Origin of the sequence: Vaginella massiliensis, from assembly GCF_900089075.1 — a bacterium.
In the GTDB taxonomy this organism is placed as follows: domain Bacteria; phylum Bacteroidota; class Bacteroidia; order Flavobacteriales; family Weeksellaceae; genus Weeksella; species Weeksella massiliensis_A.
The window spans coordinates 1202644-1226133 of the sequence record NZ_LT593746.1 but is presented as its reverse complement, the minus strand read 5'-3'; the positions used below and the strand labels follow the sequence as shown (position 1 = coordinate 1226133).

General features: G+C 38.7%; 25 protein-coding genes. 13 read left to right on the top strand and 12 right to left on the bottom strand.

The features are described from left to right. Window positions 1–3: 3 nt before the first annotated feature. Window positions 4–1062 carry an acyl-CoA reductase gene (locus tag BN8061_RS07080; protein WP_068597736.1) on the top strand — a complete coding sequence of 353 codons (1059 nt, stop codon included), beginning with the start codon at window positions 4–6 and terminating at the stop codon, window positions 1060–1062. Between the two features lie 105 nt (window positions 1063–1167). Here BN8061_RS07080 and ftsY read toward each other — a convergent pair whose 3' ends face one another. The 7 genes from ftsY to BN8061_RS07045 all read right to left on the bottom strand — a co-directional run bounded on the left by ftsY (window position 1168) and on the right by BN8061_RS07045 (window position 6156). Beyond that, window positions 1168–2130, bottom strand: coding sequence for a signal recognition particle-docking protein FtsY (gene ftsY / locus BN8061_RS07075; RefSeq protein ID WP_068597734.1), 963 nt, complete (start codon window positions 2128–2130; stop codon window positions 1168–1170). 99 nt (window positions 2131–2229) lie between these two features. Then, the gene (locus BN8061_RS07070) at window positions 2230–2379 is read right to left on the bottom strand and encodes a DUF4295 domain-containing protein (protein ID WP_068597732.1); all 150 of its coding nucleotides are present in this window, start codon (window positions 2377–2379) and stop codon (window positions 2230–2232) included. Between the two features lie 14 nt (window positions 2380–2393). Next, a complete protein-coding gene (gene rpmG / locus BN8061_RS07065; RefSeq protein WP_068597729.1) occupies window positions 2394–2576 on the bottom strand; it encodes a 50S ribosomal protein L33 in 183 nt (60 codons plus the stop codon). A 12-nt stretch (window positions 2577–2588) separates the two neighbouring features. Continuing rightward, entirely contained in the window at window positions 2589–2825 is a 237-nt protein-coding gene (gene rpmB, locus BN8061_RS07060; protein WP_068597727.1) for a 50S ribosomal protein L28, read from the bottom strand. A 90-nt stretch (window positions 2826–2915) separates the two neighbouring features. After that, window positions 2916–4562, bottom strand: coding sequence for an apolipoprotein N-acyltransferase (lnt, locus tag BN8061_RS07055; protein WP_068598006.1), 1647 nt, complete (start codon window positions 4560–4562; stop codon window positions 2916–2918). A gap of 146 nt (window positions 4563–4708) precedes the next feature. After that, complete coding sequence (gene coaD / locus BN8061_RS07050; protein ID WP_068597725.1) at window positions 4709–5179, bottom strand: pantetheine-phosphate adenylyltransferase; 471 nt, start codon at window positions 5177–5179, stop codon at window positions 4709–4711. Beyond that, window positions 5167–6156 carry a D-alanine--D-alanine ligase gene (locus BN8061_RS07045; protein ID WP_068597723.1) on the bottom strand — a complete coding sequence of 330 codons (990 nt, stop codon included), beginning with the start codon at window positions 6154–6156 and terminating at the stop codon, window positions 5167–5169. Before BN8061_RS07045 ends, coaD begins: the two co-directional genes overlap by 13 nt. Window positions 6157–6246: 90 nt before the next feature. Between BN8061_RS07045 and BN8061_RS07040 the strand changes: the two genes are divergently transcribed. Next, window positions 6247–7206: a PASTA domain-containing protein gene (locus BN8061_RS07040; RefSeq protein ID WP_068597721.1), complete on the top strand. Its 960-nt coding sequence runs from the start codon at window positions 6247–6249 to the stop codon at window positions 7204–7206. A gap of 1 nt (window position 7207) precedes the next feature. Continuing rightward, entirely contained in the window at window positions 7208–8299 is a 1092-nt protein-coding gene (locus BN8061_RS07035; RefSeq protein ID WP_068597719.1) for an RluA family pseudouridine synthase, read from the top strand. A gap of 29 nt (window positions 8300–8328) precedes the next feature. On the opposite strand, the gene BN8061_RS07030 is transcribed toward BN8061_RS07035, so the two are convergent. The 3 genes from BN8061_RS07030 to lipA all read right to left on the bottom strand — a co-directional run bounded on the left by BN8061_RS07030 (window position 8329) and on the right by lipA (window position 10940). Continuing rightward, window positions 8329–9582, bottom strand: coding sequence for a CinA family nicotinamide mononucleotide deamidase-related protein (locus BN8061_RS07030; protein WP_068597717.1), 1254 nt, complete (start codon window positions 9580–9582; stop codon window positions 8329–8331). A 57-nt stretch (window positions 9583–9639) separates the two neighbouring features. Beyond that, on the bottom strand, window positions 9640–9999 hold the full coding sequence (locus BN8061_RS07025) for a hypothetical protein (RefSeq protein WP_154662279.1): 360 nt from the start codon (window positions 9997–9999) through the stop codon (window positions 9640–9642). Between the two features lie 71 nt (window positions 10000–10070). Continuing rightward, window positions 10071–10940 carry a lipoyl synthase gene (lipA, locus tag BN8061_RS07020; protein WP_068597712.1) on the bottom strand — a complete coding sequence of 290 codons (870 nt, stop codon included), beginning with the start codon at window positions 10938–10940 and terminating at the stop codon, window positions 10071–10073. A gap of 113 nt (window positions 10941–11053) precedes the next feature. On the opposite strand from lipA, the gene BN8061_RS07015 reads away from it, so the two are divergent. Then, a complete protein-coding gene (locus BN8061_RS07015) occupies window positions 11054–11521 on the top strand; it encodes a copper resistance protein NlpE (RefSeq protein WP_068598004.1) in 468 nt (155 codons plus the stop codon). Window positions 11522–11625: 104 nt separating this feature from the next. On the opposite strand, the gene galE is transcribed toward BN8061_RS07015, so the two are convergent. Both galE and BN8061_RS07005 read right to left on the bottom strand, forming a co-directional pair. After that, window positions 11626–12651: a UDP-glucose 4-epimerase GalE gene (gene galE, locus BN8061_RS07010; protein WP_068597710.1), complete on the bottom strand. Its 1026-nt coding sequence runs from the start codon at window positions 12649–12651 to the stop codon at window positions 11626–11628. 68 nt (window positions 12652–12719) lie between these two features. Then, the gene (locus tag BN8061_RS07005) at window positions 12720–13835 is read right to left on the bottom strand and encodes a DegT/DnrJ/EryC1/StrS family aminotransferase (protein WP_068597708.1); all 1116 of its coding nucleotides are present in this window, start codon (window positions 13833–13835) and stop codon (window positions 12720–12722) included. Window positions 13836–13908: 73 nt separating this feature from the next. On the opposite strand from BN8061_RS07005, the gene BN8061_RS07000 reads away from it, so the two are divergent. From BN8061_RS07000 to BN8061_RS06965, 9 genes are all read left to right on the top strand, one after another. Next, window positions 13909–15147 carry a 3-deoxy-D-manno-octulosonic acid transferase gene (locus BN8061_RS07000; protein WP_068597706.1) on the top strand — a complete coding sequence of 413 codons (1239 nt, stop codon included), beginning with the start codon at window positions 13909–13911 and terminating at the stop codon, window positions 15145–15147. A gap of 137 nt (window positions 15148–15284) precedes the next feature. After that, a complete protein-coding gene (locus BN8061_RS06995) occupies window positions 15285–15899 on the top strand; it encodes an outer membrane beta-barrel protein (protein ID WP_068598002.1) in 615 nt (204 codons plus the stop codon). A gap of 107 nt (window positions 15900–16006) precedes the next feature. Continuing rightward, window positions 16007–16378 carry a BlaI/MecI/CopY family transcriptional regulator gene (locus tag BN8061_RS06990; protein ID WP_068597704.1) on the top strand — a complete coding sequence of 124 codons (372 nt, stop codon included), beginning with the start codon at window positions 16007–16009 and terminating at the stop codon, window positions 16376–16378. A 2-nt stretch (window positions 16379–16380) separates the two neighbouring features. Next, window positions 16381–16845 (top strand): hypothetical protein, encoded by a 465-nt coding sequence (locus tag BN8061_RS06985; protein WP_068597702.1) that lies wholly within the window; start codon window positions 16381–16383, stop codon window positions 16843–16845. Beyond that, a complete protein-coding gene (locus BN8061_RS06980) occupies window positions 16781–17824 on the top strand; it encodes a M56 family metallopeptidase (RefSeq protein WP_068597700.1) in 1044 nt (347 codons plus the stop codon). Before BN8061_RS06985 ends, BN8061_RS06980 begins: the two co-directional genes overlap by 65 nt. Window positions 17825–17850: 26 nt before the next feature. Further along, on the top strand, window positions 17851–17991 hold the full coding sequence (locus BN8061_RS11895) for a hypothetical protein (protein WP_154662278.1): 141 nt from the start codon (window positions 17851–17853) through the stop codon (window positions 17989–17991). A gap of 78 nt (window positions 17992–18069) precedes the next feature. Beyond that, the gene (locus BN8061_RS06975; protein ID WP_068597699.1) at window positions 18070–21162 is read left to right on the top strand and encodes a UvrD-helicase domain-containing protein; all 3093 of its coding nucleotides are present in this window, start codon (window positions 18070–18072) and stop codon (window positions 21160–21162) included. After that, complete coding sequence (gene uvrC / locus BN8061_RS06970) at window positions 21162–22970, top strand: excinuclease ABC subunit UvrC (protein ID WP_068597698.1); 1809 nt, start codon at window positions 21162–21164, stop codon at window positions 22968–22970. The genes BN8061_RS06975 and uvrC overlap by 1 nt, the downstream gene beginning before the upstream one ends. Continuing rightward, window positions 22948–23385: a hypothetical protein gene (locus BN8061_RS06965; RefSeq protein WP_068597696.1), complete on the top strand. Its 438-nt coding sequence runs from the start codon at window positions 22948–22950 to the stop codon at window positions 23383–23385. Before uvrC ends, BN8061_RS06965 begins: the two co-directional genes overlap by 23 nt. The last annotated feature ends 105 nt before the right edge of the window (window positions 23386–23490 follow it).

The following is a 23490-nucleotide window of genomic DNA, read 5'->3' as shown; positions in this document are numbered from 1 at the left end:
AATATGACATTTGAAGAGAGGATTTCAGCCTTTGATGAGTTAGGTCAGTTTTTTTTATTTTTAGCCGATGGTCGTTTGCCCAATGACAATCAGTTCGCTGCAAAATTCAACTATTGGAAAGCCGAAGCTGAACAGTTGATGATTTCAGCAGAAAATTCAAATCCGTGGTTTACACAAGAAAACATCTCTTTTGCATTAAAAAACTGGGGCGAAGCCTTAGCTGAAAGCAATCTTCGAAATTGGACGCTGAATTTAAGAGCGGTAGAGCATCCAAAAAACATCGGCATCATCATGGCAGGCAACCTTCCGTTGGTGGGTTTTCATGATTTACTTTGTGTTGTTGATGCGGGACATCGAGCATTGATAAAGCCTTCTTCTAAAGACGAAAAATTGTTGCAACTGGTGTGTTTGTACCTCAACAGTATCCATGAAGATTTCGATGATTTGATACAAAAGGTAGAAAAGTTATCGGATTTCGATGCGGTGATTGCTACCGGAAGCAACAATACGGCAAGGTATTTTGAGCAATATTTCGAACATGTGCCGCATATCATTCGCAAAAATAGAACTTCGGTTGCCATCTTGGAAGGGAACGAATCAGAAAAAGAACTGCAATCTTTAGGGGAAGATCTCTTCCGGTATTTCGGATTGGGCTGTCGCAATGTGACCAAATTGTATGTGAGAGACGAAAATCAGCTTCAAGAACTTATCAAAGCGATTTTTCCTTGGGGCGTAAAGTTATTACATCAAACCAAATATGCCAACAACTACGATTATAATCGAGCCATTTACTTGCTGAGCAAAGATGAATTCTACGATAACAATTTTGTTTTATTCAAGAAAGACGCTTCACTTCACAGTCCGCTTGCTGTGATCCATTACGAATTGTACGATGAAGTAGACGCCGTTCTCGAAAGTCTCGATTCGCAACACGATGATATCCAATGTATTGTATCGCATCTACCCTTGAAAAACGGAATCGCATTTGGGCAAACCCAAAAACCAAATTTGGATGATTACGCAGACAATATCGATACTTTACAATTTCTTGTCGAATTGTAATAAATAAAAACGCTGCTGTAGAAAAGTAAAACAGCTGAATTGGGCTCAAAAAAAATCTCCTAACCAAAAGTTAGGAGATTTTTTCTGCTATAAAGCTATCTTATTTTATTTATTTCGATTGAAAAAAGAATCGATAAATTCCATTTTATCAAAGGCTTGCAAATCATTTATCCCTTCGCCTACGCCAATGTATTTTACCGGAATTTTGAACTGATCCGATATCCCGATAACCACACCGCCTTTGGCTGTACCATCGAGTTTGGTCACCGCCAACGAGCTAACATCGGTTGCTTGTGTAAACTGCTTGGCCTGTTCAAACGCATTTTGACCTGTAGAACCATCCAAAACCAACAGCACTTCGTGTGGTGCGTCTGGAATTACCTTTTGCATGACACGCTTTATCTTGGTCAATTCGTTCATCAAATTGATTTTGTTGTGCAAACGGCCTGCGGTATCGATCAATACTACATCTGCTTTTTGTGCAACTGCCGAAGCAACCGTATCATAAGCTACCGAAGCTGGGTCGGAACCCATCGCTTGTTTCACGATTGGCACGTCGGCTCTTTCGGACCAAATCACCAATTGGTCTACTGCTGCTGCTCTGAATGTATCGGCTGCGCCCAACACCACTTTTAATCCTTGTGATTTGAACTGCGCCGCCAATTTGCCTATTGTGGTGGTTTTCCCTACACCGTTCACCCCAACAACCATAATGACAAACGGCGTGTCGCGTTTCGGGATTTGAAAACCATGCGTATCATCTGTCTTGTTTTCGGCGAGCAAGGCTGCGATTTCTTCTCGTAGAATACGGTCTAATTCTGAGGTAGAAACATATTTATCTCTGGCTACACGATCTTCAATTCTTCGTATAATCTTGATGGTGGTCTCTACGCCAACATCCGAAGAGATCAACACTTCTTCCAAGTCATCGAGAACTTCATCGTCAACTTTTGATTTTCCTACAACGGTACGAGATATTTTATCGAAAAACGATTGTTTAGATTTTTCTAATCCTTCATCTAATTTTTCTTTGCTCTCTTTACCAAGAATTTTTTTGAACCAACTCATGTAGCGTCGAAATTTTGATACGAATATAATTAAATAAACACAATAAAAAAAGCTACCCTCTGCGGTAGCTTTTAAACTTTTCTATAATGAAGATGTTGCTTATTTCGAAAAAAAGCTGTTGGCGTCATCTGCATTTACTACTTTCTCTACAAATACGTAAGCTCCAGTTTTAGGAGATTTTACCATTTTGATAACTTTGGTCATTTTTTTAGACCCAGTCTGAAGGGTTGCTACCGTTTTCTTTGCCATTGTCTACAATTTTATTATTTGATCTCCTTATGAATTGTATACCTTTTCAATACTGGGTTGAATTTTTTCAACTCAATACGATCTGGAGTATTTTTTTTGTTCTTTGTCGTGATATAACGAGACATTCCTGGCATACCACTTTCTTTATGCTCTGTACACTCTAAAATAACTTGTACTCTGTTACCTTTTTTTGCCATGGTGGTATAATATTATTTGATTAAACCTTCTTTACGAGATCTTCTCACCGCTTCTTCAATACCTAATTTGTTGATGGTTTTCAAGCCGTGTGCAGAAACTCTTAGCGTGATCCACTCTTCAGTTTCTGGTAAATAAAATCTCTTCTTGAACAAATTCACTTCAAAAGTGCGTTTTGACTTATTATTAGCATGAGAAACATTGTTTCCCACTAATCTCTTCTTACCTGTAATTTGACAAATCTTTGACATCTTTTCTCTTGTCTTATTTTAAACGGAGTGCAAAGTAATGAATTATTTATCACTTATACAACCATTTTGTTAATTATTTTTAAATAATTTTTATTTTCGCTTGAATAGTAGGATTTGTAGGAGGGTGTACGCCAATATAATTCCCATCACCATGATGCCTACCCTTGCAATATAATCGCCAAATTTAGCATAAAAAGTTAACTTTTCATTCATTTTAACATTTCCTTTCAAGGCACCTTTCATTCCGTATGGTAAAAAATCGACCACATCACCCCGCTGATTGACAAACGCAGAAATACCCGAATTTGCCGATCGCACAATGGGTTTGCGTAGTTCTATCGCCCTCAAATTTCCATACAAAAGCAATTGTTTATGCCCTTCTGTGTCTTCCCACCACGAATCGTTGGTCATGGTAAAAATTACATTCGCTCCTTTTTTTGCGTATTGGGTAAGGTATTCTCCAAAAATCGATTCGTAGCAAATCACTGGTGCAACAACTGCTTTGTTCAACGAATTTTTGAAAACAGAAGGTTCTGGCTGTGTGCCCAAGGTTTTCATGGTGCCGCCAAAATTCAGCATCATTTCACCAATTATCGGCTTCAGGAACTTGCGATATGGAAAATGCTCTACCCCCACCACCAGTTTGGATTTATGATAAAATTGTATGCTATCTTGAACATTGAGTTGGATTGCCGAATTGAATGCGTCGTAATACAACAATGTATTTGGATAAAGAGAGGCAGTTTCGGTCGCCAATTCGGGCAATGGATAGATTCGCATCAGCTCTGCACCGGTTACAAAATTCACCTTTGGATGTTGTTTTACCCAAGCTTCAACTTGTTGGATGATGGCATCGTCGTAGATTTTATCTAAAACAAATCCTGGTCCCGAGCCTGGAATGGCAGTTTCTGGACCTACGACAAATTGTGTATTTTCGGTAATTACGCCGTCTGTAAGTTCTATCAATTCTTGATAGATAGTAAATCGATCTTTCTGATATTTTTCGGTATAAGGATCCAATGCTGGTTGCAAAACCACGGCTTCAAGCTCGTCGCCTTGTTCTTCATAAGTGGTATAAATCGCATAGGAAATGCCTATCGGAATTGCAATCCAAAGTCCTGCATATACACCAAGTTTTTTCAGATATCGCACATCTTTTTTGTTGTGATATGCGGTGTAATAATAAAACACAATCAAATTGACGATCAAGACCCAAAGTGTTCCTCCAAAAGTACCCGTAAATTCGTACCACTGCACCCATTGGTAATATTCGGCAAAAACATACCCGAGGTTGAACCAAGGCCAAGTCATTTCCCAATTGAGATGAAATTTTTCGAAAGCCATCCAAACTGCTGGTAAAAACAACATTCCGTACAGATTCCCAGCTGTTTTTTTCACCCAATGGAAGAGTAAAAATACCACACTCATCAGTAAAGTATTAGCAAAAACCGGAATCAGATAGGCGATCCACGAGTTTGCCAATTCACCCTGAGCGTTGTACTGTTTTGCGTAATGCAGCCACCAAATTACAATGGCGTTCCAAATGAGAAACGATAGGAAACTCAATGCGAAAATCTTGATTCCTTTTTTTTGATATTGCGGACGCTGTGTGAGCTGATGTTCGGCCAACAACAACGGAACAAAGCCTACAAAAACGAGCAAAGGAAATCCGTAAGATGGCCAAGCCAAAGACAACAACAAGCCGGTAAGCACCGCATAGGCTATATATTTTTTCATGATAAAATTATAATCCATTTGTAATCGCAAAAATACGGATTCTTCGTTACAAAGCCGTTAAAAAAAATCCGCTCTACAATGGAACGGATTCACTGATAAGCAATGCTCTCGAGCTATTTTTTGTTTTATTTCTAAAAATAAAACCGTTATTTCTTTTTATACTTAACAGATGGCGGCACGAGTTTTTCGTAATTTCCACCATTTATCATCACATCGCGCACAATGCTCGAGCTGATATAAGCCTTTCCAGAATTTGTCAACAAAAACACGGTTTCTACATCGTAATTCGAAATGGCCCTGTTGGTGTGTGCGATTGCTTTTTCGAATTCGAAATCCGAAGGGTTGCGCAATCCTCTCACAATATAGCGAGCATCGTTATTCAGGCAATAATCTATCGTTAAACCCTCGTAAGTGTCTACGACCACGTTTTCGAAGCGTTCGATTGCTTTGCTTATAAAGTATTTCCGCTCTTCTAAGCTGAACATGTATTTTTTGGCAGAATTGGTTCCGATGGCGACAATTATTTTATCGAATAATGGCGCAGCGCGTTCGATGATATCCATATGACCAATAGTGATAGGATCAAATGACCCGGGGAATACAGCTATACGTTCCATGGAGAAGTTTTATTAAGGGCAAAATTCAATTCACTTTCTATCAAATCTTTCATGCTTATGCCAGCATGCTGAGCTTGTTGTGGGAAAATACTCGCTGGCGACATGCCGGGTAAAGTATTCATTTCTAAAAAATAGGGTTCGCCGTTTACAACAATGTATTCTGATCGCGAAAAACCAGTCATGTTCAACGCATCGTATGCTTTGGCTGCAATATTTCTCACTTTTTGTTCGGTTTTGGTATCCAGACGCGCGGGCGTAATTTCTTGTGATTTTCCTTCGTATTTGGCTTCGTAATCGAAGAATTCGTTTTCAGAAATGATTTCGGTAATGCCCAAAACGGTGGTTACGCCATTGTATTTCAGAACGCCAACTGAAACTTCAGTTCCGTCTAAAAAGCTTTCGATCAACACTTCGCGATCTTCTCGAAAGGCTTTGTCCAACGCAGGCTGTAATTCTTCTTTCGAATGCACTTTCGAAATCCCCAAACTCGAACCCGATTTGTTTGGTTTCACAAAACAAGGCAATCCTACTTTTGCCAAAACCTCATCGTGATTCAATTGTTCATTTGCAGCAACATAGACCGATTGGGCGTGTGGAATACCGTATTTGCTAAGCACCGCGATACAGTCTTTCTTGTTGAATGTGATGGCCGATTGATAAAAATCGCAACCGTTGTATTTGATTCCGATCATTTCGAAATAGGCTTGTAAATATCCATCTTCGCCGGGTGTACCATGTATGGTATTGAACACGACATCGAATTTCACCTTTTCGCCATGACGATCAAAAGTAAAATCGCCTCTGTGAATTGGGTATTTTTCTCCATCAATTTCTGCATACCAACCTTCTTTGAGAATCCTAACTCGGATGGGTTCGTATTTCGACTGATCGATATTCTGATAAATAAGCTCACAACTCTTGAGCGAGATGACGCTTTCATCAGAATATCCTCCTGCTACAACAGCCACTTTCAACATATTCCTAAAATTTTATCAAAGATAAAACTTTCGTGAATATATTCAGGACCTGTTTTTTATTTTATATTTGTACTCATAATTCGTTTTTGAATGAAGTTTTTAAAAATTTTAATCAGCTGGAAATTCTGGCTCAACCTGGTACTTATCGGTGCAATAAGTTATGGTTTGTATTTTTTCATTTTTAATATTTGGTTGAGCTCGTACACCAATCACGGCGAAGCCATTGAGGTTCCTGATTTGAAAAATATGAACATAAAAGAAGCCACTGCACGCTTGGAGAGCCTCGGTTTGACGTATGAAGTAGACTCGGTACGTTTCGACCCGAAAGTGAAACCGTTTGCTGTGATGGATTTTTACCCAAACGCTGGTTTTAAGGTAAAGGAAGGGCGAAGAATATTCATCAAATCGAACCCAAGAACTTATGCTCCAGTCGAGTTGCCCAATCTTTTAGGAAAGTCGAAACGTTTGGCGTTTACTCAACTCAAAATCTCCGATTTGGTGATCAAAGATATCATTTATGAACCCGATTTGGCAAAAGATGCCGTTTTGCGTATTTTATACAATGGTAAAGAAATAAAACCCGGAACAGTCTTGCCTCGTTTTGCAAAAATCGATTTGGTATTGGGCCGCGGATTGATGCACAATGTACCCATGCCAAACTTGATAGGATTGGATTTGCAAACGGCTCGTGAGATTTTGAAACAAAATTTCTTCGAGTTGGGACAAATACAATTTTTAGGAGGCACCAACGACACCATCAGTGGACGTATAGTTTATCAATTTCCATTGACCAAAGACCGTTACGACCAAGGTTTGCCAGTTGATATATGGATTTCGACCAAATCTTCTTCAGAAATTGCAAGCGAAATAAGAGCATTGGATCGGGAGTATAAAAACTTCAAAGACGATACCATTAGCGGAAGCTTGTTTAATGATTATCTCGAGCAAAACAAAGTCGAAAAATCGGTGGTCGAGCAACCTAAAGTCGTCACCCCAAGAGAAACCCACACACCTCCAGTAGAACAACCTGAAGGGATTGAAATTGAATAAGATGCAGGAAGATTTTGAAGATTACTTAGAAGAAGTACAACAACATCAATTATACGAACATTTCGCAATAACGGTTGGCAAAGGTCAATCGTTATTGCGTATAGATAAATTCTTGATGACCCGAATCGAGAATGCAACTCGAAACAAAATACAACAAGCGGCAGAAAATGGAAATATATTGGTCAACAATTTACCCGTAAAATCAAATTACAAGGTAAAGCCCGATGATCACATTCAGATTATGCTCGAGAATCCGCCAAGAGAGCATGAAATCATTCCCGAAAACATTCCGCTGACTATCGTTTACGAAGACGATCAAGTTGTGGTAATAGACAAACCCGCCGGATTGGTCGTACATCCAGGGCATGGGAATTATACTGGCACCTTGGTAAATGCGCTTCGATATCATTTCGAAAATTTACCGTCTTTGTCTGCTGAGCTAGAACGCCCTGGTTTGGTACACAGAATAGACAAAGACACCAGTGGATTATTGGTCATTGCCAAAACAGAACACGCAATGAATCATTTGGCAAACCAATTTGCCAATCATACCACCGAACGCTTGTACAACGCCTTGGTTTGGGGAAATGTTGCAGAAGAAAAAGGCACCATTACAGGGCATATTGGGCGACACCTGAAAGACCGTTTGCAGATGGCCGTTTTCGAAGACGGATCGCAAGGCAAACATGCGGTCACTCATTTTACAGTCTTGGAGCGTTTATCCTATGTTACGTTTGTGCAATGCCAACTCGAAACCGGACGCACGCACCAAATCCGCACACATTTCAAACATATTGGTCATCCTCTTTTCAACGATGCTCGATATGGTGGAGATAGAATTTTGAAAGGCACAACTTTTACAAAATACAGACAATTTGTAGAGAATTGTTTTGCAACTTGTCCTCGTCAAGCGTTGCACGCGAGAACGCTCGGTTTTACTCATCCCACGACGGAAGAACGAATGCATTTCGAATCGCCACTGCCACAAGATATGGTACAACTGCTAGAACGTTGGCGAAATTATTCAACCCATTCGACGCAAGCCTTAGAAGATCATACGGCAATTGACCGTAATGCAAAAGAGTTAGAATAAAAATCTTGTAAATCTTGAATGTTTTGGAATTAAGACGTTAAAAATTTTATTACCAAATTCAAAGCGTTATTCGAGACAATGGCGATAAAATCTTCTCGATCCAAATCGGGATAAAAATACTTTTTCGTCAAAAAACATTTTCCATCTGTCACCGAGATCCATACGGTTCCGACCTCTTTTCCGTCTTCTCCTTTACAAGGACCAGCTACTCCGGTGGTTGCAATAGCAATGTCTGTATTAATCAACTGTCGCACACCGCTCGCCATTTGCTCTGCGACCTGTTCAGACACGACCGAATACTCCTCCACCGTTTGCTGCGAAACGCCCAAAACAGAAGTTTTGACCGATGTGGCATACGATACCACCGAACCCAAAAAATAACTCGAACTGCCCGGTATCGAAGTGAGAATCGAAGCGATTGTTCCACCTGTGCAGCTTTCGGCTGTAGAAATGGTGAAGCCTTTTTCTTTTAGAAGATCGCCTAAAATTTGTTGGGATTTATTGGAATGTTCAGAAACCAAATACTTCCCCGCGATTTGTTTAAATTTTTCGATCTGGTTTTGAATTTCATCTTTCATGAATTTTTCATCATAACCCGATGCAGAAAAACGTAGATTGATCGAAGTTCGATTGGGCAAATACGCCAAACTGATGAAATCTGGAATTTCGTTTTCCCATTCTTGGAGCAAAATCGACAAATCACTTTCTGGAATTCCAGTGACCAAAATATTGCGATGCACCACATGAACTGAATTGAATTGCGTACGCAAGCGTGGGATTATTTCTTCGCGCATCAAACCTTTCATTTCGATAGGAACGCCTGGTAAATTGATGATAATTTTGCCGTGAAAATTGGTCCATAAACCAGGAGCCGTGCCGTATCGGTTTTGGATGAAGGTTGATTTTGCTGGAATCAGTGCTTGATCTTGATTCAAATTGTTGAGCTCTTTGGTATATCCTCTCGCAGTAAAAAATTGCTTGATGTTTTCTAAAACCTGCGCTTCTCGAACCAAGCCGCAATCTAAAAAATGACACAAAGCGTTTTTGGTTTTATCGTCTTTCGTTGGCCCAAGTCCGCCAGTAACAATGACGATATCAGAGCTGTCTATCCCACGTTGTAAAGCTTCGACAATCGTAAATAATTCGTCTTTTACAGAAAGGATTTCTTCTACTTCTATCCCAGTCTGATTGAGTTGTTGTGCAATAAAAGCCGAATTGGTATCGACAATCTGTCCGATTAAAATTTCGTCACCAATGGTAATTAGAGTCGCTTTGATTTTCATGCATAAAAAAACTTGCTCCTATAAAGGTAGCAAGTTTTTATGATATATTTTTTTACCTTAAACATCTACTTCTTGATAGTTTTCACCGATTTTGAAATTAGAATACGTAAATCCGAAAGGTAAACCCACTACCGAATTCTTCACACTGCCCATGCTACCTTGTTCGTTGTTCACTTTTTCTTGTTCGATAGAATTTTGTTCGTTTTTAGAAGAATAAAACACGTAATCGATGGGAGCTGGACTTGCATTTTGCTCGATGTTCCATTTTCTGTTTTCCAAATCTGGAATATGATCAAAATGTTTTTCTAAATATTCATCCGTAAATTCAGTATGATGCTTAAATTTCATTTTCACTTCATAAGTCTGCGCTTTGATCGCGGAAGTCATCAGAAAAGAAAAAAGTAATAATCTTTTCATAATGTATTCGTTTTGAGCTAAAATAAAAAAAGCATTTCCAAAAACTCCCTTCCGATCAACCACAAACAATGCTACAAAATGTGTTTCTCGGCGTGGTACGAAGAACGAACCAATGGCCCAGATTCTACGTGACGGAACCCTAAGCCTCGTGCAAAATCTTCGTATTTTTTGAATTGTTCGGGTGTAATGAATTCTTTCAACGGTAAATGTTGCTTGGTTGGTTGTAGGTATTGACCAATGGTAATCACATCTACATTGGCATTGGCAACGTCTTGGATGGTTTCGAAAACCTCCTCTTCTGTTTCACCCAACCCAAGCATAATGCCTGTTTTGGTTCTACGCTGACCAGCTTCTTTGGCATAGCGTAACACCTCCAACGATCGGTCGTATTTCGCCTGAATTCTCACCTCGCGCGTCAATCTACGCACCGTTTCCATGTTATGCGACAATACTTCTGGAGCAGCCTCGATTACCCGATCGATATGCTTCTCAATCCCTTGAAAATCTGGAATTAGCGTTTCCATGGTAGTTCCTGGACTTATTCTTCTTACAGCCTGAATCGTTTCTGCCCAGATGATAGAGCCCATGTCCTTGAGATCGTCACGGTCTACCGAAGTCAACACAGCGTGTTTTATCTTCATCAATTTTATCGATCGTGCAACTTTTTCGGGTTCTGCCCAATCGACCTGTTCTGGTCTTCCCGTTTTTACACCGCAAAATCCGCAAGAACGCGTACAAATATTTCCCAAAATCATGAACGTTGCGGTTCCTTCGCCCCAGCATTCTCCCATATTCGGGCAGCTACCACTTTGGCAAATGGTATTCAATTTATATTTATCAACCAAACCTCTCAGTTCACGATGTTTTTTACCAGTTGGTAATTTCACGCGCAACCATTCTGGTTTTTTTACTCTTCCATCAGGTTTTAGTTCAACACTCATAGCTATATTTTAAGATGGCTAATTTACGATTTATTTCTGATTCACACGCCTCGTCCATCAAACTATAAATCACGGAACAATAAATGTTTTTTTGAATGAAAAACATAGCCGATATGAAAAATTTAGGAATATCATTTCTTGTACTAATTGGTCTAATTTTCAGTTGCAACAAGCCGAAAGAATCTACTACCGTGCCAACAGAAAACAATAGGGAGACTTTCGACTCGATTTCGGAGTCCGAGCAATTTAAAGATCATCATACCTCTCGAAATTCACTTGATTGGGCAGGCACTTATGACGGGGTTTTACCCTGTGCCGATTGCGAAGGTATAAAAATGCAAGTTGTTGTAAACGAAAACGAAACGATAGAAATACAGTCCGAATATTTAGGTAAAAACAAGGCAACCCACGAAAAAGGTAAAATTACTTGGACGGAAGATGAAAATGCGTTTTATTTCGATGCAGAGAATAAAGAACGGTATTTCTTTCAGGTACAAGAAAATCAGTTGCTCATGCTCAGTCCAGAAGGGGTAAAAATAGAAGGACCTCTTGAAGATTATTATATTTTGCTTAAACAATAATCTAAAAACAAAGTCGAATTTTCATTCGGTTTTGTTTGATTTTTTTTATTGATAAAAAGGTTTTAAATACGTATTCATAGCTGTATCGAGCGAGAAGCGATTGTTTATTTCTCGTTTTCTTCGCGCAGGCTTTGCTCCCAACGCCACGAATTTCGCAACGAATCTTCTAAGGTTGTTTTAGGCTCCCAACCCAACTCTGATTTTGCCAAGCTGTTGTCTGCATACGCTTCTACAATATCGCCCGCTCTGCGCTCTTTTATTTGGTAATTTATCTTCAGATTGTTTGCTTTTTCGAAAGCGTGAACAACTTCGAGCACCGTAGAACCTGTGCCTGTTCCGAGGTTAAAAACTTCTAAATTGGTTTTGTTAGCTTTTCGCAACAATCTGGCAATCGCTTTTACATGAGCATCTGCCAAATCATTCACATCGATATAATCTCGAATAGCCGTCCCGTCGCGCGTCGGATAATCATCGCCCCAAACTTGTAAAAACTCGCGGATGCCAGCTGCTGTTTGGGTAACATAAGGAACCAAATTGTTCGGAATTCCCTTTGGTAATTCGCCAATTTTTGCGGTAGGATGCGCTCCAACCGGATTGAAATAGCGCAAGCAAATTACATTTTTCTGATAGGTCGTGGCAAAGTCTTCTAAAATTTCCTCGCCCATTTGTTTGGTTTTACCATAAGGCGACTCGGGTTTCTTCAAAGGCGTTTGCTCGTCGATTGGCATCGTATCGGCTTGACCATAAACCGTGCAAGACGAACTGAAAATTATATGATCGACTTGGTGCGATTGCATTGCTTCGAGCAGATTAATCAATCCGACCAAATTATTTCGATAATACATCAAAGGCTTCTCTACCGATTCACCAACCGCTTTGTGTGCGGCAAAATGGATAATTCCGTCGATTGCCTCGGTTGCAAAAAAGGTGTTCACCGCTTCTGCGTCTTTCAGATCGATTTTCGAAAAAGAAGGTCTAAGCTGAGTGATTGATGCGATTCGATCTAGAAAATTTTCTTCCGCATTCGAACAATCATCGATGATGCTTACCTTATAACCTTCTTGCTGAAGCGCAACAACGGTATGCGAACCAATATACCCCAGTCCGCCAGTAACCAAAATGTGTTTCATATTGGGTTGATTTGATTGGCTAAATATAAACAGTAAAGAGCTTCTAAAAATAGAAGCTCCGCATCTTTTTATTTACCAAAAAATGCCCTTACCTCTCGGGTGATATAAGCCAATTGATTTTCGGATAATTCTGTGTGCATAGGCAAAGAAATGACCTGATCGATCAAGGCATTGGTATTCGGAAAATCTTCATCCCGATAATTGCCCGTATCGTAGGCTTTTTGCTTTCTCAACGGTACAGGATAATAAATCATAGCCGGAATTTCTTTTTCTGCAAGATAGGCTTGTAGCTCGTTTCGTTTTCCATTGGTTACCCTCAAGGTGTATTGATGAAAAACATGCGTCGTATCTTCGCCAACAACTGGCGTTATCAATTCTTCTATACCTGCAAACGCCTCAGAATAGTAGGCTGCTGCTGCTTGTCGCGCTTGATTGTATCGGTCTAGACGCGGTAATTTTTGTAGAAGAACTGCTGCCTGAATAGAATCTAATCGAGAATTCACCCCAATTTCGTCGTGATAATAGCGTTTGTACATTCCGTGATTTACAATTCCACGTAGACGATGAGCCAAATCATCATCATTGGTAAAAATCGCTCCTCCATCACCATAACATCCTAAATTTTTCGACGGAAAGAATGAGGTACATCCGATATCACCGATCGTTCCTGCTTTTTTACCTTTGTACTCTGCACCAATTGCTTGGGCTGTATCTTCTATTACATATAAATTATGTTCTTTTGCAATCGCCAAAATCTCATCCATATTGGCACATTGCCCGAAAAGATGTACTGGAATGATGGCTTTGGTTTTTGGTGTAATTGCAGCTTTTATTTTTTCGGGATCGATGGTAAACGTGTCGTAGTCTACGTCGACCAACACCGATTGTAAACGCAACAAATTGATCACCTCTACGGTTGCAGCAAACGTAAAATCTGCTGTAATCACCTCATCACCTGGCGCTAAGCCCAAAGACATCAGCGCTATTTGCAAAGCATCGGTTCCATTGCCGCATGGAATCACATGTTTCACTTGCAAATATTCTTCTAATTCTGTCTGAAATTGTTTTACCTCTGGACCATTGATAAAAGCTGCCGAATCGATAACCGATTGAATAGCTTGATCTACCGCTGGTTTGATATTTTGATATTGACTTTGCAAGTCAACCATTTGAATTTTTTTCATTCGTCTTTTTTATTCTAATTATGGAACAAATGTACAAAAAACATCGGCATTAATTTTTTAACTTTGCCCCTCTATGCAGATGATTTACAACATATTTATTTTCTTTTATGGCGCTGCTTTACGCTTGGCGTCATCCTTTCATCCGAAGGCTAAACTGTGGATAGACGGACGAAAAGATTGGGAAAATAAACTCAGAAAAGCTTTAGACCATACAAAACCAACCCTTTGGATTCATTGTTCTTCTTTGGGCGAATTCGAACAAGGGAAACCCGTAATCGAAGCATTGAAAAAATATTACCCGAAACATCAAATCGCTTTATCGTTTTTTTCACCATCGGGTTACGAGGTTCGAAAAAATTACAAAGGCGCAGATTATATTTTTTACCTGCCGTTGGACAGCAAGCAAAATGCAGAAAAATTGGTCGAGCTGCTGAAACCCGAATTACTTATTTTGGTGAAATATGAGTATTGGTACAATCTGATACAAGCCTTGCATCAAAACGGAATTCCGATCGTTGTGGTTTCGGCAATTTTTAGAAAATCACAAAACTTTTTCAAAAATCGCGGTAAGAATTGGTTCGCCAATAAATTAAGGATGATCGACCATTTCTTCGTCCAAAACGAACAATCGGCATCGTTGCTGAATCAAATTGGCATTCGACAGGCAACAGTTGCTGGCGATACCCGATTCGATCGCGTGAAAGGGCTGATAAACGAAGCGTTTCATGATGCGAAGATTGAGCAATTTGTAGCGAAAAATTCCGTTTTGATTCTTGGAAGTTCTTGGCCACAAGACGAAAAATTGCTTCAGCAGCATTTACAGCAAAATCCTTTACCCGAAAATTGGAAAATCATGATTGCTCCACACAATATAGCCGAGAAATCTATCGAAGCTACCAATCAAAAATTTCCCGATGCTATCCGCTATACGCAAGCAACAACGCTCGACCGACCGATATTGATTTTGGATACGATAGGCATGCTGAGCAAACTTTATCGCTACGCCGAAATTGTGATGATTGGTGGCGGTTTTGGTGCAGGAATTCACAACACTTTAGAGGCTGCAACCTATGGCAAACCGATCATCATCGGCCCGAAATATCAGAAATTTCAAGAAGCGATTGATCAAATCGAAAATGGAAATTTGATTTCGGTGCAAAATCAGCGGGAATTCGATAAGGTTTTGATCGAACTAATCGCAAATCCTGAAAAAAGAACTTCGATGAGCGAAAAGGCCTATTCGTACGTGCACCATCAGAAAAATAGCACTTCTATAATCATCGATAAAATTGCTGATATTATGAATAGCTAAGTCGGTAAATTGTCCTTTTTTATCAAAAAAACTTTCCCGAAATTCATCATTATCCTAACATATATCATTTTTTATGTGATGCTTGCTTGCCTACATTTGCGTCCGTTTTAAATAAAAACAAAGTAAAATTTCGAATTATGAAAAAATTAATTTTTGCAGCATCGTTAATAGTTTTAGGAGCGAACGCAAATGCACAAGAAGTTGAAGGCTTTGGTTTCAATACTGGAGATGTAATCGTTGAAGGAAACTTAGGATGGAGTTCTAGCAATGACAAAAACATTGATAGAAAGGAGAACGCATTCAACATTAATCCGAAAGTTGGCTATTTTGTAAATGATAAATTTGCTGTTGGAGTTGATTTAGGTTTTGGAACCAACAAAACAGAAGTGGCGGGGAACGAAACAGAAAAAATCAACACCTTCGATGCTGGATTATTTGGGCGTTACTATTTCTTGGATTTAGGCGCTAGATTCAAAACATACGGTGAAGTAGGCTTCGGATACAACAACGTAAAACGTGAATTGTTGGGGACATCTGAAATCAAGGCAGACGGTTTCAAATCTAACTTAGGATTGGGAATCAACTATTTCTTGACCAACAAAATGGCAATCAATTTTGCTTTGACCGATATCATTTCTTACAATTCTGTAAAAGTTGACGGAGGTAAATCTGTATCAGAATTCAACGGAAAAATCAATGTTTTCGACAACTTCTTCGATACTGCTACTTTCGGTTTGACTTATAAATTCTAATTGCATAAGCAGAGAAAAAAACTTTTTAAACCTCTAAAAATTTCGAGGTTTTTTTTTGAATTTAAAATTTTAATTCTACACTTGTAGTAGTTCTACATATATAGAATATGAAATTATCGCATAATGAAGAAGAAATAATGGTAATCATCTGGCAAGGAAAAAGAGTATTTGCCAAAGATATCTTAGACGCATTGCCAGAGCCAAAACCTGCTGCAACTACCGTTTATACGCTATTGAAGCGGATTTCTGACAAAGGGATTATTGGCTATGATATCGTGAACAACATCAGATGCTATTATCCATTGGTAAAAAAAGAAGATTATTTTTCGAAAGAAGTAAAAGGGATGATCGCCTCTTTTTTCTACAATTCTACAGCCCAATTTGCTTCATTTTTTGCTAAATCTAGCAATTTGAGTATCGAAGAGTTGGAAGAATTACGAAACATTATCGACAAAGAAATCGATAAGAAAAAAAATTAGTTATGATTAGCGATCTCATCAAAACGATCTTATGTTCGGGATTGTTGTTGCTATTTTACAAACTCTTTCTCGAAAAAGAAAGCATGTACAAGACGAACCGTTGGTATTTGCTCTTTGCCTTGCTTTTTTCTCTGGTTGCCCCTTTATTCAGCATCACCATTGCCGCAGAAACCTATAACCACGCATTGCCACCCGAAATGGTGGCATACCTTGTAGACCACGCAGAAAATGTACAACAAAACGAAACTTTTTTTACATGGAGCAGTATTGCGTATAGTCTTTACGCCATCGTAGCGCTTGGCTTTGGATTACGATTCGTCGGTAATATTATAAAAATCAATCAGCTCATCAAGACGAATCCACAGGTCAAAAAAGACCAGCAGGTCTATGTTTTGTTGAAGGATGAAGTACAGCCTTTTAGTTTTCTACAGTATATTTTCATCAGTAAAAAAACAATTAAATGCTGAGCATCAAAACATTTTATTACACGAAAAAGCACATGCTAGCCAACGCCACACTTGGGATATTTTACTGCTAGAACTTGTTCAGATTTTTTATTGGTTCAATCCATTTTTAGCGTGGTATAAATATGCAATAAAACTGAATCATGAATTTTTAGCCGATCAATCGGTTTTGAAACACACTGGCGACATCAGACATTATCAAAATCAAATATTAACCCTTATCACGCAGGCTCAAACACACGATCTTGCGAGTAATTTCAGCTTCAAACTAACAAAAAAACGTTTGATTATGATGACGAAAGAAACTTATAAAAGAAAAATCAGTATGCTTTCGGTATCGACTTTACCGTTTTTCTTGCTTGCCTTTTTACTTTTTAGCCAAAAAAACTTTGCGCAAAAAAATGATTCAGCTGCGACAAACCTCACTCAACAGCTCGAAAAGCCAATCCGCACCAAAACCAAAACAACGACAACAACTATTAAAGGCTTGTCTAACATCGACAAGATTATGATCGAAAGTCAAGATACGGAAAGAAAAACAGATGAACTTCAACAGCTGAAGACCATAAAAATTACGAATGACGGTTTGGCCAAAAAAATCATCTTCAACGACAGCATCGAAATCGACCTGAAAGATGGCGACAAAAGAACGTTGGTTTTATCTAAAGAAAATTTAAGCAAAATTGAGGATTTAAAACCTCATCAGATCAAAAGAGTTTTCGTTCAGAAAAACAAAGATGGCAGTCAGGTTTTCATCATCAACGATAGTCTAAAGTTGACTCATCACCTAGACAGCGGCGAGTGGGACAAATTCTTTAAAGATGATAGCCTTACGCTAAAAAAACTAAAATCAATTGACAATGAAGCTTTTAGAAAAGTAGTAACAAATTTTAAAATAAACACAGACGACCTCGAAAAATTGAACAAAAATTATGAAGATTTTTCTATTGAATTTTTCCAGGCAAGTATGGCACGGAAATGAGATCGTCTCAGAAAGCTAGAAATCTAATGAAAATGAATTCGGTGAAAGATCTGATGAAAATGTCGGATGAAGAAATACGAAAATTTGAGCAAGACACCAATTCACGCGTGAAATTCAAATACAAAAACGGCAAGAAAACTGCGGTAACCATTCAACAGAATAGTTAATGCCGTGATCGATAAAGCGAAAAAAGAAGTTCTGATGAACTTCTTTTTTTATGCTCAGAATTTTAGTAATTTTCTTGCATGATAAATCCAGGAGAATTTAAACTTTACAATGCTTCGGCTGGTGCAGGCAAAACCTACACTTTGGTTCGAAATATCATCATCATTTTGTTGCGAAGCAAACGCGACAATTGGTTCGAACATATTTTGGCAATTACCTTTACCAATAAGGCTGCCAATGAGATGAAAGAACGCATCTTGGCGACCTTATATCAGCTATCGGATCCTACAAAAAGTGATGCGATTTATTTGACAGGCTTGTCGGAAGAGTTGGCGATGAAACCAGAAGAAATCCAAATCAAAGCCAAGTCTATCCTCAGCAATATTCTTCATCATTATTCCAAATTTTCGATCAGTACGATAGACAAATTCAACCTGAGATTAATCAAAGCATTTGCACAAGATTTGGGATTGGCAATGAATTTTGATGTGGAGTTGGAAAACAAAGAGTTGATCGAAGAGGCGGTGAACCTTCTCTACAGCAAAATTGGCGAAGACGAACAACTCACGCAGACTATGATTGATATTGCGCTCGACCAGATGGACGACGATAAATCGTGGGAAGTCAAACGAAATATAATTGACAAAGCTTCAATATTATCGAACGATGTGCATATAAATGAGCTCAGCAAACTTGCCGATTTCAGCCTAGAAGATTTCAATTTGTTTCGGAAACAAACCCTAGCAGAATACCGAAACATTATAGCGAAACACCCTGCAATATACCAAAAATTCGAATCGATATTGTCTAATAATGGCTTAACGATACAAGATTTACCTGGTAAAACTAGAGGGATTGCTTCGTTCTTCAACAGATTTAAAGAATATGATGTTAAAAAATCTTTTTCTCCAAGCCCAACCAATAATAGAGATATGTTGGAGAATGGATATCTAGAAAAAAAATCGAATGCGACTTTCATTTTCGACGAGCTGAAAAGCTTATTTTTAGAGGCTTTGCAACTGAATCAGGAATTAATATTTAAAAAAGCTATTCTCAAAAACATTTCGAGCATCAGTCTAATAAATGAGATAAAAAAAGCCCTTGATGAAATAAAAGCCGAAAACAATATTTTACTCATCGACGAGTTCAACACCTTGATTAGCAAAAATATACAAAATCAGCCATCGCCTTTCATTTATGAAAAAATCGGCAGTCGATTTCGTCATTATTTCATCGACGAGTTTCAAGATACTTCGACTTTACAATGGGAAAATCTAAAACCTTTGATCCAAAATGCACACGCCCAAGACGATACCATCATGCTGGTTGGCGATGTAAAACAATCGATCTATCGTTGGCGAGGCGGTAATCCGAATCAAATGATCGAAATTGCCGAAAAGTGGCCAGGATTGATTTTGGAAAATTTAGAAACCAATTGGCGTAGTTATGAAAACATCATCCGCTTCAACAACAGTTTGTATCAATACCTTGGAAATTTGATAGGTGATGAAAAATACCGCGATGCATATGCGTTGGGAAGCCAACAAAAATCCAATCATAAATCTGGCGGCTATGTCAATGTGCAGTTTGTTGAGAAAAATGAAACGCAACCCAAAAACGAATCCCATCTAGAGAAAATCTTGCTCATTTTACAGAACTTACAAACGCAAGGCTTTGCTTTACAAGAAATTACCATTTTGGTAAGAAAAAACTCGGAAGGAAGTGCGGTTGCAGCTTTTTTGGCAGAAAACAACATTCCCATTATATCGAGCGATTCGCTTATTTTGATGCATTCACCCGAAATTCAATTGATCGAAACCCTTTTGCACATCGCTTTTCGTCCGCAAGAGAAGCAATACATTTCGAGGGCGATTATCTTGGCAAATCAGATTGGTCTTATCGACACAGATGATTTTACAGCGGTTATACAACAAGCAATCGAGCATTCGCCCAAAAGCTTCATCAGTACATTTGAGCAATTGGGTTACGACCTCGGCTTTCTACACGACGAAAATTTAGCTTTGTACGATTTTATCGAAAAAGTTATCAGACAATTTCCTTTTGATCAAGCTGCCAACGCCTATTTGCTGGCTTTTCTGGACGAAGTTTTGGATTACAGTTCGAAGAACGAAAGTAATCTCGAACAATTTTTGGAACATTGGAACAAAAGACGCGAAAAGGTGAGCATCAAAACTCCGAAAGGAGTAGACGCGGTGCAAATAATGACGATCCACAAATCGAAAGGACTCGAATTTCCTGTTGTTATCTTACCTTTTGCCAGTTGGTATTTGAAAAATAACAGCATATGGATACCGTTGGAAAAGAAAGAAGGTCAACCATTCGATTCGTTTTTTGTTGATTTATCTGCTGAATTGCAAACGATAGAAGAAGAAAACATCAAACAGGCAATCATGATGGAGAAGAATTTGATTCTACTCGATGCCTTCAATACCTTATATGTTGCAACCACAAGAGCAATTGAGCAATTGTACATAATAAGTGACCCTCCTGCTAAGAAATCAACATCAGTAAATATGGGTAAATATTTATATGAATTTCTCGATGCACAAAACATGCTCAACGAATCGTTGGATATAGACGTTTATGGTGAACCAAAGCGAGTTTCAACTCCAGAAATAGTGCAAGAAAACGTAAAAGAAATTGTTTTTCAATCGAACGATTGGACACGGAATCTGAACATCAGTACCAATTCTGAAAAAGTACAAAAACAAGAAAACCTCACCGTCTATGCCAATGCAATACACGAAATTTTGGCGAACATCGAAGACAAAGATGATCTTGCCGATGCCCTAGAAAAAGAAGTGAGAACAGGATTGATAAAACCCGAAGAGATTGAAAATACTAAAAACCTTATCTCCTCGATTGTCGAACATCCGACCCTGAAAAAATATTTTGATAAAAAGCTGATGCTATTGAACGAACGAGATTTTATCGATACCAATGGCGAAATATTTCGTGCAGACCGCGTAATTATCGACCAAAACAAAGTGAGCATTCTCGATTACAAAACTGGAGCAAAAAACATTCATCACCAAAGTCAGATCGATCATTATGCCAACTTTTTCAGAACTTTGGGGTACGAAGTCGAAAAGAAAATTTTGGTTTATCTGAATCATGAAACCCATGATCTCGATATTGTAGAAGTGAACTAATGAAAGAGCATCTAAAATTACAATTGGCAGCATTGCCAGATTCTCCTGGCGTCTACCAATACTACAACAAAAAAGGAGATTTACTCTATGTTGGAAAAGCTAAAAGCTTGAAAAAAAGAGTCAATTCTTATTTCAGCAAAACGCACGATTCGAGGCGTATACAGATGATGGTAAACAACATAGACGCCATCGAAACAATCAATGTACTCACCGAGTACGATGCGCTGTTGTTGGAAAATAATCTGATCAAAAAAAACAAACCACGCTACAACATTTTGTTGCGTGACGATAAAACTTATCCTTGGATTTGTATAAAAAAAGAACCCTTCCCGAGAGTTTTTTATACCCGAAAAGTCATCAAAGACGGTTCGGAATATTTTGGTCCATACTCTAGCATTCGGGTGATGAGAACGCTTCTAGATTTGATACGAGAACTGTATTTTATTCGCACCTGCAACTATAACCTGAGCGAAGAAAACATACAAAAAGGAAAATATAAAGTATGTTTGGAATACCATATCGGGCGATGCAAAGGTCCGTGCGAAGGTTTGCAAACCGAAGAAGAATACCAAAAACAAATACAGGCTATACGAAACATCATCAAAGGCGATTACAACGAGGGTAAAAAACACCTCACCGATTTGATGCATCAACATGCCGAAAATTTGGAGTTCGAGCAGGCACAAATTATCAAAGAAAAAATAGACGCCCTCACGAGTTATCAGACCAAATCTATGGTGGTGCATCCGTCCATAACCAATGTAGACGTGTTCAACATTGTTTCGGATGCCGATTATGCCTACCTCAATTTTCTACGGATAAAAAACGGTGCCATCATACAAGGACACACCGAAGAATGGAAAAAAAGAATGGACGAAACCAATGAGGAATTACTCGAAAAAGCCATTATCGAATTCAGTGAACGCTATCACCTCAACTCCAAAGAAATCTATGTGCCATTTGAATTGGATATCGAGATTCCGGGAGTTAGAATCACTGTACCGAAAATCGGTGATAAAAAACACATCCTCGATTTGTCTGAGCGAAATGCACAATATTATCGTTTAGAACAATTGAAAAAAACAAAGATTGTAGATCCAGACCGCCACGTCGATCGGATTATGAATCAGATGAAAATAGACCTCAGATTACCCGAAGAACCTAGGCATATAGAGGGATTCGACAATTCGAACATTCAAGGAAGCAATCCTGTATCGGCTTGTGTGGTATTCAAAAACGGGAAACCGAGTAAAAAGGATTATAGAATTTTTAATGTAAAAACGGTCGAAGGACCTAATGATTTTGCCACCATGGAAGAGGTGATCTACAGACGATACGCAAGAATCATTGCAGAAGGAGGCGAATTGCCTCAGCTGATTCTAATAGACGGCGGTAAAGGGCAGCTCTCTTCTGCACTAAAAAGCCTTGATCGATTGGGATTGCGTGGCAAAGTGAGCATCATTGGCATCGCCAAAAAGTTGGAAGAAATTTTTTATCCCAACGATCCTTATCCCTTATACCTCGACAAGACTTCTGAAACCTTAAAAATTTTGCAACAGGTACGCGACGAGGCTCACCGCTTTGGAATTACGCGACATCGCAACAGAAGAAGTAAAGCTTCTTTCAAGACAGAATTGGATGATATTAAAGGGATTGGGAAGAAAACAATTGAGGAATTATTAACACATTTTAAAAGTGTTGAACGGATAAAATCTGCATCTTTGTTGGAACTCGAAGAGCTTATCGGGAAATCGAGAGCGCGAATCATCAAAAATCATTTCGAAAATGAAGAAAATCATCTTAGATAAAGATTTGTCGGCATTGATGAACAATTACAGGCTACAAACCGCTTTGGCTTTGGTGCCAAATTTATTGTTCATTCTCACGGTCATCAGTTATTTTGCGATTTATTATTCTTTGTTCAATTATATTGGGGAGAAAAAGGCGATCGAAACCTCTACAAGTCTTATCAACAGTTTGTTGGGCAACTTGTTTATTTTTATGATTTTGGCATTTTTTAGTTTTTTTACGGGTGTTATTTCCTTTATCTATTATATTTTTCATGTGGTAAAAAATCCGCAATTGCATCAACAAGATCAACGTTTGCTTTGGATTGTTGGGGTTGTATTTGGGATGGGATTGGGTACGCTGATTTATTGGTGGACGCAAATCAAAAAGAAGAATCCAAGACCGATCATTGATTTGTTTGCAGAGGAATATTAAACAAACCAAAAAAAAAATAGAATAGCATAGCACTTCACTGTCGAAGTTGACTAAAAAACAAATTCCCCTCGAGCAAGCTCGAGGGGAATTTTTATAGTTGATTTA

Coding starts and splice junctions, on each gene's coding strand:
- BN8061_RS07080 (WP_068597736.1), top strand. CDS start 4: ATGACATTTGAAGAGAGGATTTCAGCCTTTGATGAGTTAGGTCAGTTT.
- ftsY (WP_068597734.1), bottom strand. CDS start 2,130: ATGAGTTGGTTCAAAAAAATTCTTGGTAAAGAGAGCAAAGAAAAATTA.
- BN8061_RS07070 (WP_068597732.1), bottom strand. CDS start 2,379: ATGGCAAAGAAAACGGTAGCAACCCTTCAGACTGGGTCTAAAAAAATG.
- rpmG (WP_068597729.1), bottom strand. CDS start 2,576: ATGGCAAAAAAAGGTAACAGAGTACAAGTTATTTTAGAGTGTACAGAG.
- rpmB (WP_068597727.1), bottom strand. CDS start 2,825: ATGTCAAAGATTTGTCAAATTACAGGTAAGAAGAGATTAGTGGGAAAC.
- lnt (WP_068598006.1), bottom strand. CDS start 4,562: ATGAAAAAATATATAGCCTATGCGGTGCTTACCGGCTTGTTGTTGTCT.
- coaD (WP_068597725.1), bottom strand. CDS start 5,179: ATGGAACGTATAGCTGTATTCCCCGGGTCATTTGATCCTATCACTATT.
- BN8061_RS07045 (WP_068597723.1), bottom strand. CDS start 6,156: ATGTTGAAAGTGGCTGTTGTAGCAGGAGGATATTCTGATGAAAGCGTC.
- BN8061_RS07040 (WP_068597721.1), top strand. CDS start 6,247: ATGAAGTTTTTAAAAATTTTAATCAGCTGGAAATTCTGGCTCAACCTG.
- BN8061_RS07035 (WP_068597719.1), top strand. CDS start 7,208: ATGCAGGAAGATTTTGAAGATTACTTAGAAGAAGTACAACAACATCAA.
- BN8061_RS07030 (WP_068597717.1), bottom strand. CDS start 9,582: ATGAAAATCAAAGCGACTCTAATTACCATTGGTGACGAAATTTTAATC.
- BN8061_RS07025 (WP_154662279.1), bottom strand. CDS start 9,999: ATGAAAAGATTATTACTTTTTTCTTTTCTGATGACTTCCGCGATCAAA.
- lipA (WP_068597712.1), bottom strand. CDS start 10,940: ATGAGTGTTGAACTAAAACCTGATGGAAGAGTAAAAAAACCAGAATGG.
- BN8061_RS07015 (WP_068598004.1), top strand. CDS start 11,054: ATGAAAAATTTAGGAATATCATTTCTTGTACTAATTGGTCTAATTTTC.
- galE (WP_068597710.1), bottom strand. CDS start 12,651: ATGAAACACATTTTGGTTACTGGCGGACTGGGGTATATTGGTTCGCAT.
- BN8061_RS07005 (WP_068597708.1), bottom strand. CDS start 13,835: ATGAAAAAAATTCAAATGGTTGACTTGCAAAGTCAATATCAAAATATC.
- BN8061_RS07000 (WP_068597706.1), top strand. CDS start 13,909: ATGCAGATGATTTACAACATATTTATTTTCTTTTATGGCGCTGCTTTA.
- BN8061_RS06995 (WP_068598002.1), top strand. CDS start 15,285: ATGAAAAAATTAATTTTTGCAGCATCGTTAATAGTTTTAGGAGCGAAC.
- BN8061_RS06990 (WP_068597704.1), top strand. CDS start 16,007: ATGAAATTATCGCATAATGAAGAAGAAATAATGGTAATCATCTGGCAA.
- BN8061_RS06985 (WP_068597702.1), top strand. CDS start 16,381: ATGATTAGCGATCTCATCAAAACGATCTTATGTTCGGGATTGTTGTTG.
- BN8061_RS06980 (WP_068597700.1), top strand. CDS start 16,781: ATGAAGTACAGCCTTTTAGTTTTCTACAGTATATTTTCATCAGTAAAA.
- BN8061_RS11895 (WP_154662278.1), top strand. CDS start 17,851: ATGAAAATGAATTCGGTGAAAGATCTGATGAAAATGTCGGATGAAGAA.
- BN8061_RS06975 (WP_068597699.1), top strand. CDS start 18,070: ATGATAAATCCAGGAGAATTTAAACTTTACAATGCTTCGGCTGGTGCA.
- uvrC (WP_068597698.1), top strand. CDS start 21,162: ATGAAAGAGCATCTAAAATTACAATTGGCAGCATTGCCAGATTCTCCT.
- BN8061_RS06965 (WP_068597696.1), top strand. CDS start 22,948: ATGAAGAAAATCATCTTAGATAAAGATTTGTCGGCATTGATGAACAAT.